The organism is Emticicia fluvialis, from assembly GCF_024793945.1.
Classification (GTDB): domain Bacteria; phylum Bacteroidota; class Bacteroidia; order Cytophagales; family Spirosomataceae; genus Emticicia; species Emticicia fluvialis.
Map to the genome: position 1 here is coordinate 157,340 of NZ_JANUSD010000005.1, position 12,256 is coordinate 169,595.

Consider the following 12,256-nt stretch of genomic DNA (forward strand, 5'->3'; position numbering starts at 1 on the left):
GCGTAAGGTTTTAATATTTATTTATCTACCTGATATGATACAAATGCCAGCTTTTTGCCATCCGGCGACCAGCTGGGTACGTTGATTGTGCCCTGCCCACCGAAGAACACCGCAGTCAGATCCCTGATTTTTTTAGTTTTCAAGTTCATAATACGCAGTTTTACGTCTTTACCAAAAGGGTGTGTTGCTTTCTGGTCTTCTATATATGTAATAAAAACTATCTGCTTGCCATCAGGCGATGGATGAGCAAACCAGTTGCTGTAATCATCATAGGTTAGTTGTTCCTGATTACTGCCATCCGGGTTCATGCGGTATATATGCATTTTACCACTTCTGTGCGAATTAAAATAAATGTATCTGCCATCGTAAGAGTATTCCGGGCCGTCGTCCAGGCTTGGTGCGTTGGTCAGTCTTTTTTCTTCTCCGCCGTTAACGGGTATGCTGTACACATCAAATTCGCCGGTTCTTGCGGCACAGTATACCAGTGTTTTTCCGTCCGGCGATATGCCGTGCCAGTATGAAGGGGCTTTCTCTGTTATTAGTTGTGGGGTGCCGCCTTGTAGTGGAAGCGTAAAAATGCGTGAAGAACCACCGGCGGTGCCTTGCATACGAGGGTCGTTATGGCTGATGATAAGCAACGCGCCATCAAAACTGATACCGTGGTCGTTATTGCATTTGTTGGCAAAACCGGTGTCAATTTTACCCAGTTTCTCACCATTCAAGGCTATTTTTTCTAATAAACCACCCGAGTTAATGATAAAGTACTTTCCGTCTCTCGACCAGTTGGGGGCTTCAAAGTGGCGTTTTTCTTTAATTACTACCGTTCTTTTACCGGTTTCAATATCAATGGTTTCAAGGGTACTCTCTACATTTGGGGGGGCTTGTGCATAAACACCAAGGGGAAAAACAAAAAGTAAGAGTTTCATAGCATTGAGCATAAGGCATTTAAGGATTTGAACAGAAATCAAATATACTCAATTTGCGTTGATACCCCAACCTCTACAAGACCGAATTTTCGGGTTTGCCGCCTAACTTATACGGATAATCGGTAGTGTAGTGCAAACCGCGGCTTTCTTTGCGCTTCATGGCGCATTTAATTACCAGTTCGGCACATTGTACCAGGTTTCGCAGTTCGCAAAGCTTTACCGATAGCTTGGTTTTTTTATAAAACTCTTCTGTTTCGTCTTTAATTAGCTTTAAACGCCGAAATGCCCTTTCTAGTCTGAAATCAGAGCGTACAATACCTACATAGTCAGACATCATTCTTTGCAGTTCGCGCAGGTTATGGGTAACCAGAATTTCTTCGTTCGACTGCTCGGTTCCGAACTCGTTCCAGTCGGGTACGTTTTCCTGAAATCTTATTTTATCTACTTCATCAATAGCCATGAGTGCTATTCTGTTGCCGAAAACGGCCGCTTCTAGCAACGAATTAGAAGCCAGGCGGTTGGCGCCATGCAGGCCGGTTGAAGAACACTCGCCACAGGCAAACAGTCTCTGAATAGTAGAACGGCCGAACTCATCAACCAAAATGCCTCCGCACAAATAATGGGCGGCAGGTACAACCGGAATCATGTCTCGGGTAATGTCAATACCAATGCTCAGGCATTTTTCGTAGATATTAGGAAAGTGCTGCAGAATTAGTTCTTTTGATTTGAACGATATGTCGAGGTAAACATGGTCTTCCCCCGATTTTTTCATTTCGGCATCTATTGAGCGTGCTACTATATCACGGGGTGCCAGTGAGCCGCGGGGGTCGTAGTTTTGCATAAACTCTTCACCCTTTTTGTTTTTAAGCACTCCTCCCTCGCCTCTTACGGCCTCAGTAATCAGAAAACTCGGGTATTCGCCGGGATTGTAAAGAGAGGTCGGATGAAACTGAATCATCTCCATATCGCGCACACGGCCTTTGGCTCTGTAAACCATAGCAATGCCGTCTCCGGTGGCTATTACGGGGTTAGTTGTGGCCGAATAAATGTTGCCAGCCCCACCTGTAGCCATTAGTGTAACTTTAGATAGAATGGTTTCTACCTGGCCAGTATGCACATTGAGCGCATATACACCAAAGCAGTTAATGTCGTTGGTTTCGCGGGTAACCTCAACACCTAAATGGTGCTGAGTAATTATTTCTACGGCATAATAATGTGTCAGAATCTCAATATTCTCATTTTTCTCCACCTGCTCCAGCAGTGCCCTTTCAATCTCTTTGCCCGTTACGTCTTTATAATGCAGTATTCTTTTTTCAGAATGCCCCCCTTCGCGTGTCAAATCATATTCAGAGCCATGTTTATCAAAATTAGTACCATAATCAATCAATTCCTGAATACGGTCTGGCCCCTCTGTTACAACAATTTCTACGGTTTTTCTGTCGCAGAGTCCGTCTCCGGCAATAAGGGTATCGTTGATGTGTTTTTCAAAAGAATCGGTTTCGGGGTCAAAAACAGCAGCAATGCCACCCTGCGCATATTTAGTATTGGTTTCGTCGGCATTTACTTTCGTTAAAATCAAAACCTTTCCTTTAGCGGCAGCTTTCAGTGCAAAGCTTAAACCCGCAATACCGGAACCAATTACTAAAAAATCTACTTTTCGCATGAGATAAAATTCGAATAATTTTCAATAGAACAAGTGTGTGCGGCAATCTGTTTCAAATCTTAAACACCTGTTGCGTTTAATTGTTCAGGCGTACAAAGCCACCGTCAATCAGGTAATCGCAGCCGGTAATGAATCCGGCCTCGTCTGAACACAGATAAACCGCCAGCGAGCCAATCTCTTCAGGCTTAGCCATACGACCTATGGGCTGGGTTTTTGAAAGTTTATCGAACATTTCTTTTTCTTTTCCCGGATACGTTTTTTTTAGAAAACCATCTACAAAAGGCGTATGTACCCGTGCCGGAGAAATACTATTGCAGCGGATATTGTATTTTAGGTAATCTTTTGCTACCTGCAGGGTCATGGTATAAACAGCGCCTTTGCTCATAGAGTAGGCAAACCTGTCTGGTATACCCACTGTTGCTGCAATAGAGGCCATGTTCAGTATTACACCGCCTTTGTTTTTCAAATGCGGTATAACCGCCTGCAGGCAATTGTAGGTGCCTTTTACGTTTACATTAAAAACCTTCTCAAAATCTTCTTCGCTGGTGGTTTCCACGTTTCCTATGTGTGCTATACCCGCGTTATTAACCAGAATATCAATGGTGTTTTCTTTGGCTATTTTATCAATTACCTTTTTTACCTCTTTCTGTTTCGAAATATCAACTTTATGAAAATAGGCCTCACCTCCATTGGCGTTTATGAGGTCGGCTTCACGTTCGGCCTGGTCAATGTTCAATTCAAATATGTGTACGGTTGCTCCTTGTTTGGCGAATAATCTGGAAATGGAAAGACCTATGCCGCTTGCTCCTCCGGTTACGATAGCTACTTTATTGTCAAGACGAAACATCTTAAAGAAATTTATGGATTAATGTTTGTTTACCTGCGTAAATTTTCGTCAAAATTAGCAGTCAATTCGGTAAGTAAAAATATTTATAAATACATTTGTCAAAATGCCAATGCTTATTCCTGAGTCTGGCCATCAGAAAAGTTTTAACCGACATAAATATTATTTGAAAATATTATGAAAATTCAATTTCACGGAGCCGCACAGCGCGTAACGGGTAGCAAACACCTGATTACTACCCGAAAAGGAACCAGAATTTTGTTAGACTGCGGATTATTTCAGGGAATTAACACTTCTGACCTGAACCTGCAGTTTGGGTTTGACCCCAAAGAAATTGATGTGCTGGTGCTTAGCCACGCACATATAGACCACACGGGTCTGGTGCCTAGATTAGTAAAAAAGGGCTTTAAAGGCGATATATATGCCACTTATGCCACCAAAGACCTTTGTGAAATAATGTTATTCGATTCGGCCTACATACAGGAAAAAGACCTGGAGCGGATTAACGAAAGAAGGCAAAAGAGAGGCGAAACCTTACTGGAACTACTTTATGACGAAGAAGACGTAAAAGCGGCCCTTGCGTTATTCAAAACTGTTGATTACCACACCCCGTTTTATCTGGAAGAGGGCGTTAAGGTGGAGTATTTTGACAGCGGCCACATTTTGGGCAGCGCTGGTATTTACCTGACATTTGAAGAAGCCGAAGAAACCAAAACAATATTTTTTACCGGTGACGTCGGTCGGCCGAATGATAAAATCCTGCGTAGCCCAGAGCCATTCCCTCAGGCAGATTACATTATATGTGAATCAACCTACGGCGACCGCCTGCATGAGCCTGAAATAGACATGAAAGCGCACCTTTTGAAAGTGGTGCATGACACCTGCGTTTTACGGAAAGGTAAGTTGATAATTCCGGCCTTCGCCGTAGACCGCACACAAGAGCTGGTATATGCCCTTGACCAGCTATATACTGAGGGGAAACTCCCCAAAATACCAGTATATGTAGACAGCCCGCTGGCCGTTAAAGCCACTATGGTAATGAAGCGGAATGAGTCATGCTTTAACCCGGAAATACTGGGCTATATAAAACATGACGGCGATGCCTTCGGCTTTGATAACCTCCATTACATCAGCGAGGTAAACCAGTCTAAAGCGCTGAACGCCTCAAAAGAACCCTGCGTCATTATTTCGGCGTCGGGCATGGCAGAGGCAGGGCGAATCAAGCATCATATTGCCAATAATATAGAAAACCACAATAATACCATATTGCTGGTAGGTTATTGCTCGCCCGAAAGCCTGGGTGCGGCTTTGAAGCTTCAACCCAAGCACGTTAAAATTTTTGGAGAAGTACACCGGGTAAACGCGCACATAGAAATAATGGATTCTTTTTCAGCCCATGCCGATTACTCAGAACTGATAGCCTACCTGGGCTGCCAGAATGCCTCAAAAGTAAAGCAACTGTTTTTGGTGCACGGCGATTTGCCCAGTCAGCTGGCGTTTAAAAACCGCCTGATGCTGGCAGGGTTTAATCAGATTCTGATACCGGCGCAGGGTGAAATATTCAATTTATAGTAGCTGGCTGCCGCAGTGTAAATCGGCTTTGCAGATAAATTGGGGCAATACGCAGGTATAAGCAGATTGTATTTTCGGGAATCAAGAATTAAATCATACCTTTGCAGGAGATTTCAGATGTGACAGTTTTTTGGCATCTTTGCACTTCAATGCCCGTTTTAACAGCAATTTTAATATAATTCCTAATGAAAATCGCCATTCACGGTCGAAAATTCAATGTGGAGTCTGTACCTCATGTACAGCAGGTTTTTGATGAACTAGACAAACATCAGGTTGAAATCCAGCTGTCAGAGTCCTTCAAACGTATTTTGCTGCAATCGGGCATCCAGCTGAAGTGTAAAAATGTATACACCTCATCGCAGGAAATTTTCAACGCCGACCTCGCCTTCAGCCTGGGCGGAGACGGTACCTTCCTGGAGACGCTGTCGCACGTGGGCAAGCGCGAGATTCCCATTCTGGGTTTTAATTTTGGCCGTCTGGGTTTTCTGGCGGCGGTCTCTTATGAGCAGATTGAAACCACTATTGGCCAGCTGGTAAACGGCCAGTACGACATTGATGAGCGAACCATGCTGTGCGCGTCGTCAGACGCTGAAATATTTGAAGAAGGCATGAATTTTGCATTGAACGAAGTGGCCATATCTAAAACAGATACGTCGTCAATGATTGTGGTGCATGCCTACATTAACGGCGAATTTCTGAATACTTATTGGGCTGACGGCCTGATGGTAGCAACAGCAACAGGCTCAACCGGATACTCGCTCAGCTGTGGCGGGCCATTGGTAATGCCGCATTCTGCCAATTTTATAATAACGCCTATTTGCCCGCATAACCTCTTTGTGAGGCCCATGATTGTGTCAGACAGCAGCGTTATTTCTTTAAAAGTAGAAAGCCGCAGTAATAATTATCTGGTGTCTATGGATTCGCGCGCCAAGATCATTGCAACAGAAGACGACAACACCATTGTTGTGAAAAAAGAAAGCTTCAAAGCCAGAATGATTCGTATTGATGGCAATAATTTTCTGAACACCCTCAGAAATAAACTTAAATGGGGTGTAGATGCCCGTAACTGATAATATTTTATTTGAACATACGTTAACTATTTCAGACTAGCTTTGCTAATTTAGATGAAAACTCACAACATGAAAAAAGCATTATTAAGCGGTGTGCTGTGTATTTCTTTGTTACTGACGGGTATATCAGAATCCAACGCGCAGTTAAACATTTTTAGTAATAAAAATAAGATGTATCAGTATTCGACCGTTGGAATCGGAGTTGGTTCATCACATTATTTCGGAGACTTGTCGCCTTACGGTACATTCTATTATGGTTTGATTACCAATGTACGCTGGAACGGTACACTTAATTATACATGGCATTTTTCGTCGCAGGTAGCTGCCAGGTTTTCATTTACTTATGCCCGGATAGCCGGCGACGACTATACTTATGGAAAAAGAGATTTAGACAGGTTTTACAAAACATACATGAGAAACCTTCATTTCAGAAACGATATAAAAGAGTTTACCGTATCGGGCTTGTTTAATCTTTTACCGTCGGCAGCCAAAGGGCAAAAGAACAGAAATCTGGTTATGCCTTATGCCGTTTTAGGAATTGGGTTTTATGCCCATAACCCCAAAGCCAGAGAGTCAGCAACAGATGCAACAGGCGGCTATAAAGGATTAGGAAAATGGATTCCTCTGAAAGATTTACAGACATCTGGCCAGGGTTCGGGTGGGCCAAAGCCGTACTCTTTAGTTCAGGCGGTAGTTCCGGTAGGTTTAGGCTTTAAAATAAGAGTAAACCAGAAGTTTGATATAAACCTGGAAGGCGGCTTCAGAATAACTCCGTTTGATTATCTGGATGATGTAGGTGATGCCACATACCCGGCTACTTATCCTTCGCCTGAATCAGCGGCGTTCTCAAACAGATATTCTGAGAATTTTTCAGCAGCTACCGGCAAGAGCCGTGTGGAAGATTTCCAGTACATTGTTCAAACTAAATTTGGTGCGCCAGCAGGCCAGACGCCTTTTGTTAATGGTAGCGGCTATTCAGCAGGTACCGTGAGAGGTGGCTCAAGATGGGACAGCTATTTCCTGAGCCAAATTACATTAAGTTATATTATTGGCGATGGCATCAAATGCCCGCCACTCAGATAAAATTGTTTTATTTTTAGTATAAAATTCTGGTGAAAAAAAGTCTTGTACTGGTAATACTCATTGCGGCTTTGCCCAAACTACATGCGCAGATATTTGAAATCGGCGCAGGTGTAGGCGGGCTTAACTATAAAGGAGACGTACTACCCAAATATAAACCCTTTGTGGTTGACCCTGGTGCCAACCTATTCGGGCGGATGAACATAAGCCGCTCCATATCATTAAAGGCTAACGTAGTTGCAGGCAGGGTTCATGCAAATGACAGCGACATGGACGATGTGTATCACAGAACACGGGGTTTTAATTTTAATGCCAGAATTTTAGAAATGGGTGGCCAGATTGAATATAATTTTCTGAACTTCCGGACCAGCTCTTCCCGTAATGCTACTAACTGGTCTCCTTATGTTTTTGGCGGTGCTGCTTTTACCATTCGTTCTACTAATTACAATATCAGAAGTTATTCAGATATTTTACTGCCTTCATTTTATTATACCAGCGGATACAGCGATACCCGTACCAATGCCTGGATTCTCGGTATTGGATTTAAAAAAGAACTGAGCCCGCATTGGAACTGGGGAATGGAGTTTGGCACACGCTGGATTAACGATGACTTTGTGGATGGCCTGGGCTATAACAAAGATGGTGTCTATAACACTAACTTAAACACAGGCATTGATAATATAGTAAAATATAACCTTAAAACACAAGTACCCGGAACAAGAACAAAAGACATGTACTACTATACCAATTTCAGTATCAGTTATGTATTTTACAAGATTTATTGCCCTCCGGTCAGACGATAAATTTTCTGTTTTATGTACTTTGGCGAAAGATTCTGCTGTTTTTTGTTAAAAAATTATAACAAAAGTCTACAAATCGGTAAAAACTTATCAATGACAGTTCTTTTTTCCTAACTTTGCAATCCTTTTCATCAATTGACACTACGTTTGGTTGATAATTCACCATTGATAATAGTTTTTTTACGTGAAAGAAAACATTAATTTAAGCAATTTACCCAAACACATAGCCGTTATAATGGATGGCAACGGTCGATGGGCTAAAAAGCAGGGTGCCATGCGTATTTTCGGGCATCATCATGGTATCAAGGCAGTGAGAGAGTCAGTTGAAGCCTGTGTAGAGCTTGGTGTAAAATACCTTACTTTATACACGTTTTCAACAGAAAACTGGAACCGGCCGAAGCTTGAAGTTGACGGTATCATGCAATTGCTTATCAGAACCATTGGTGAAGAAGTACCCGACCTAAACAAGAATAATGTTCGTCTGAAAGCTATCGGAGACCTGGACTCACTACCCAAATCTGCGCAGAAGAAATTAAAAGAATCAATAGAGCTGACTAAAAGCAATACAGGCCTTACCTTAACACTGGCACTAAGTTATAGTGGCAAATGGGAGATAGTAGAAGTTGCCAGAAAAATTGCACGGCAGGTAAAAGATGGTAAACTGGCTCTTGAAGACATAAACGAAGATGTATTTGCTCAGTTTCTGGCTACCGGCGACGCCCCTGACGTGGATCTGATGATTCGTACAGGCGGCGACCACCGCATCAGTAATTATCTGCTCTGGCAACTGGCCTATGCAGAATTGTATTTCATAGACGATTTATTTTGGCCCGAATTTCGCAAACAACACCTGTTCGAGGCGATTTATCAATACCAGCAGCGCGAAAGACGCTTCGGAAAAACAAGTGAGCAATTACCTCCTGTCTTAAAAGAGGTATAAAAAATAAAATGATGATCTTTACAAGTAAAAAGTATCAGTTTAACCAACCCTTTTCCGGGATACCCACTATCAGATTAAAAAAAGGCTTCCTTTTTATTGCACTTTTGTTTTCTTCAACAGAAATTTTTGCTCAATTAAGAATTGGTGTTGGGCGGCAGGGCGCGCAGTCTGCCAATGGCGTTAGCTATGAACGGCCTCAGGAATACACCATATCAAAAATTACTGTCAGCGGCGTTAAATTCCTCGACCCAAACACCCTTATCTCAGTTTCAGGGCTGAACGTAAACGATAAGATTTCCATTCCCGGCGAAAGAATCAGTACGGCAATCCGCAGGCTGATGGAGCAGGGTATCATTGAAGACGTAGCCATTAACATTGTTAAAATAGAAGGTGGAAAAGTAGAGCTGGATATCAACCTGCGCGAAAGACCCCGCCTAAATAAATTTACCTTTAAAGGTATACGTAAAGGCGAAATTGAAACCGTAAGCGACAAGGTGAAATCGAATAAGGGAAAAGTAATAACCGATGCCCTTATCAAAAATATTCAGCTTACTATCAAGAAAATCTATGTCGATAAAGGGTTTCTTAATACCAATGTTCAAATCAAACAGGTATCAGATACCATCAGAGCAAACAATGCCACCTTGATTGTAAATATTGATAAGAAAAAGAAAGTAAAAATAAACGATATCAAACTGAATGGCGTAGAAGAAATGCCAGACTGGCGTGTATTGGCCAAGCTGAAAAGTACCAAAATAAAAGCGCCGCTGAGAATTTTTACACCCTCAAAATTTGTACCTAAAAAGTTTGAAGAAGATAAACAGAAACTGGTAGAATACTATAACAAAAAAGGGTATCGTGATGCCCAGGTTACATCAGATTCGGTGTATTCGCCAGATGGCCGCAACCTGAACATTGTGCTGAATATTAACGAAGGCCATAAATTTTATTACCGTAAAATTACCTGGACAGGTAACTACCTCCGTAAAACTGAAGACCTGCAAAGAATACTGGGTGTTGAGAAGGGAGACGTATATAACCCTGAAGATTTAAATAAACGCATAAACGGGATTCCACAGGGAGACGTGAGTTCTATGTATATGGACGACGGCTACCTGTTCTTTAGCTGTACGCCGATTGAAGTAGCCGTTGATGGCGACTCGATTGATATTGAAATGCGTATTATTGAAGGCAAGCAGGCCACCATTAACCGTATCATTCTGAATGGTAATACCAAAACAAGCGACCACGTAATCATGAGAGAGCTATTGACCCGTCCGGGTCAGAAATTCAGCAAAACTGAATTGATAGAGTCTCAACAGATACTGGCCCGTATGAACTACTTTGACCCACAGAAAATTGAGCCAAAGCCTATTCCTCAGGCAGATGGCACAGTTGATATTGAATATAACGTTGAAGAAAAACCAAGTGATAACATAGAGCTTTCCGGCGGTTGGGGTGGTTTGCAGGGTTTTGTGGGTACTTTTGGGGTTGTTTTCAATAACTTTTCTGCCAAAAATATCACCAACCTGAACAAATGGCGGCCTTTACCTGCCGGAGACGGCCAAAAACTGGCATTGCGTGTGCAGGCCAGCGGCAGGTTCTATCAAACCTACTCTGTTTCATTTACAGAGCCCTGGCTGGGTGGCAAAAAACCAAACTCATTTACAGTGAGCATCTTCCATACTTCGTCTGACAACCGTGCGTATCAGAGAGCGCTTGAAAGACAATATGGAGCCAATTCGCCTTATCTTTCAATGTTAGGCGGGGCAAGTATTTATAACGGGTACTTTAAAAACACCGGGGCGTCGCTTACGTATGGTAAACGCCTTAACTGGCCCGACAGAAACTTCAGTTTCAATGCTTCGTTGTCTTACCAGAGATATAATGTAGATAACAGTTACTTTATTCCGGGTTTCCAGAAGGGGGTAGCGAACGACCTGTCGTTGATTACAGCCATATCAAGATATGCGCTTGATAACCCGCAGTTTACACGTTCTGGCTCTCAGTTTACTTTATCGGCTACCTTTAACCCGCCTTACTCAATTCTGAGAGGCACACCAACCACCGACAAATTTAAGTGGATTGAAGGACATAAATGGATGTTTGATGGCGATTGGTATACGCCAATTGTAGGTAAGTTTATCTTGCACGCCAAAGCTAACCTTGGTTTCCTTGGAAAATACAGCTCTGGTTCAGACTACAGCCCGTTTGGCCGTTTCATTCTCGGAGGAGCCGGTCTGGGTATGCAGAATGCCATGAACGTAGGTGCTGAACTGATAGGTTTGCGCGGATACGACGAAGGCGTTGTACATGAGTTGTCGATGGATGAGGCCGAAAGATACAGAAAAGGAGAAATCACACTAAGCCGTCTGGGTGGTTTGGCTTACAGTAAATATACAGCCGAAATACGCTACCCGGTATCATTGAACCCACAGGCAACTATATTCTTACAGGTGTTTGCCGAAGCCGGTAATAGCTGGGGTAGTTATAAAGATATTAACCCGTTCAAGTTACGTCGTACTGCCGGTGTGGGCGCCAGGATTTTCATGCCTGCTTTTGGTTTGCTTGGTCTTGACTTCGGACAAGGATTTGACCCGATTCCGGGTATCCCGAACCGAGGTTTAAAATCGTTCACGTTCAGTATTGGTCAGCAAATCAGATAACAAAGGGCTTTTTTGTTAATATCTGTTAATAGTATACCAGCCCTGACTGAACGGCGTTAATAAGGCAATTAAGCACCTCAAAAGACGTTAGTAATAAACCAGAGAAGAAAATATTATCCATTCGTAACTATTTTTGAATGAAAAAGACAATTATTTTGCTATTTTTGGCACTCTTTTCTATTCAGTCTTTTGCACAAAAGTTTGGGTACATTGATTCGGAGTTCATTACCAGCAAGATGCCCGAATACAAAAAAGCCAAGGACGAGATGGAGAAATATTCTGAAAAATGGGTGCTGGATGTGCAGGGCAAGTACGAAGAGTTAGAAAAAATGCGGCAGCAGTTTCAACGGGAAGAGATTCTCCTGACAGCCGAGATGAAGCGAGAGCGGCAGAAAGCGCTGGATGATAAAGAAAAAGAAGTAAAAGAGTTAAACAACAAAATTTTTGGAATGAACGGCCTTTTATTTGCCAAAAAAAAGGAAATAATGAAGCCAATCATGGACGACATCTACAAAGCTTGTGAGAAAGTTGCCCGCCAGAAACAATTAATGTTTATATTTGACAAGGCCTCAGATATGAGCATGATTTACACCGACCCCCGCCACGATTACACAGATTATGTAATGGAGGCCCTGGGGATTTCCTTAAAGGAAGATAAAAATCAAAATAACCAAGTAACCAAACCAAAAAAATAG

At 42.6% G+C, this 12,256-nt stretch carries 10 protein-coding genes; 7 read left to right on the forward strand and 3 right to left on the reverse strand.

The features are described from left to right. Positions 1–17: 17 nt before the first annotated feature. The 3 genes from NZ848_RS07665 to NZ848_RS07675 all read right to left on the reverse strand — a co-directional run bounded on the left by NZ848_RS07665 (position 18) and on the right by NZ848_RS07675 (position 3,436). A complete protein-coding gene (locus tag NZ848_RS07665) occupies positions 18–926 on the reverse strand; it encodes a TolB family protein (RefSeq protein WP_259015006.1) in 909 nt (302 codons plus the stop codon). A gap of 73 nt (positions 927–999) precedes the next feature. Beyond that, the gene (gene nadB / locus NZ848_RS07670) at positions 1,000–2,589 is read right to left on the reverse strand and encodes an L-aspartate oxidase (protein WP_259015007.1); all 1,590 of its coding nucleotides are present in this window, start codon (positions 2,587–2,589) and stop codon (positions 1,000–1,002) included. Between the two features lie 76 nt (positions 2,590–2,665). Further along, positions 2,666–3,436: an SDR family NAD(P)-dependent oxidoreductase gene (locus tag NZ848_RS07675; protein ID WP_253531633.1), complete on the reverse strand. Its 771-nt coding sequence runs from the start codon at positions 3,434–3,436 to the stop codon at positions 2,666–2,668. A gap of 174 nt (positions 3,437–3,610) precedes the next feature. Between NZ848_RS07675 and NZ848_RS07680 the strand changes: the two genes are divergently transcribed. The 7 genes from NZ848_RS07680 to NZ848_RS07710 all read left to right on the forward strand — a co-directional run bounded on the left by NZ848_RS07680 (position 3,611) and on the right by NZ848_RS07710 (position 12,256). Beyond that, the gene (locus NZ848_RS07680) at positions 3,611–5,005 is read left to right on the forward strand and encodes an MBL fold metallo-hydrolase RNA specificity domain-containing protein (RefSeq protein WP_259015008.1); all 1,395 of its coding nucleotides are present in this window, start codon (positions 3,611–3,613) and stop codon (positions 5,003–5,005) included. Positions 5,006–5,190: 185 nt separating this feature from the next. Continuing rightward, positions 5,191–6,075 (forward strand): NAD kinase, encoded by an 885-nt coding sequence (locus NZ848_RS07685; RefSeq protein WP_253531629.1) that lies wholly within the window; start codon positions 5,191–5,193, stop codon positions 6,073–6,075. Positions 6,076–6,144: 69 nt separating this feature from the next. Continuing rightward, on the forward strand, positions 6,145–7,158 hold the full coding sequence (locus NZ848_RS07690) for a DUF6089 family protein (RefSeq protein WP_101724822.1): 1,014 nt from the start codon (positions 6,145–6,147) through the stop codon (positions 7,156–7,158). Between the two features lie 29 nt (positions 7,159–7,187). Next, a complete protein-coding gene (gene porG / locus NZ848_RS07695; RefSeq protein WP_158237874.1) occupies positions 7,188–7,958 on the forward strand; it encodes a type IX secretion system protein PorG in 771 nt (256 codons plus the stop codon). 181 nt (positions 7,959–8,139) lie between these two features. Then, on the forward strand, positions 8,140–8,895 hold the full coding sequence (locus NZ848_RS07700) for an isoprenyl transferase (protein WP_253531623.1): 756 nt from the start codon (positions 8,140–8,142) through the stop codon (positions 8,893–8,895). An 11-nt stretch (positions 8,896–8,906) separates the two neighbouring features. Then, on the forward strand, positions 8,907–11,561 hold the full coding sequence (bamA, locus tag NZ848_RS07705; RefSeq protein WP_390890868.1) for an outer membrane protein assembly factor BamA: 2,655 nt from the start codon (positions 8,907–8,909) through the stop codon (positions 11,559–11,561). Between the two features lie 137 nt (positions 11,562–11,698). Continuing rightward, positions 11,699–12,256: an OmpH family outer membrane protein gene (locus NZ848_RS07710; RefSeq protein ID WP_259015010.1), complete on the forward strand. Its 558-nt coding sequence runs from the start codon at positions 11,699–11,701 to the stop codon at positions 12,254–12,256.

What these genes read in the sequence shown, in the direction of transcription:
- NZ848_RS07665 (WP_259015006.1), bottom strand. Translation starts at nt 926, where the DNA reads ATGAAACTCTTACTTTTTGTTTTTCCCCTTGGTGTTTATGCACAAGCC.
- nadB (WP_259015007.1), bottom strand. Translation starts at nt 2,589, where the DNA reads ATGCGAAAAGTAGATTTTTTAGTAATTGGTTCCGGTATTGCGGGTTTA.
- NZ848_RS07675 (WP_253531633.1), bottom strand. Translation starts at nt 3,436, where the DNA reads ATGTTTCGTCTTGACAATAAAGTAGCTATCGTAACCGGAGGAGCAAGC.
- NZ848_RS07680 (WP_259015008.1), top strand. Translation starts at nt 3,611, where the DNA reads ATGAAAATTCAATTTCACGGAGCCGCACAGCGCGTAACGGGTAGCAAA.
- NZ848_RS07685 (WP_253531629.1), top strand. Translation starts at nt 5,191, where the DNA reads ATGAAAATCGCCATTCACGGTCGAAAATTCAATGTGGAGTCTGTACCT.
- NZ848_RS07690 (WP_101724822.1), top strand. Translation starts at nt 6,145, where the DNA reads ATGAAAAAAGCATTATTAAGCGGTGTGCTGTGTATTTCTTTGTTACTG.
- bamA (WP_390890868.1), top strand. Translation starts at nt 8,907, where the DNA reads ATGATCTTTACAAGTAAAAAGTATCAGTTTAACCAACCCTTTTCCGGG.
- NZ848_RS07710 (WP_259015010.1), top strand. Translation starts at nt 11,699, where the DNA reads ATGAAAAAGACAATTATTTTGCTATTTTTGGCACTCTTTTCTATTCAG.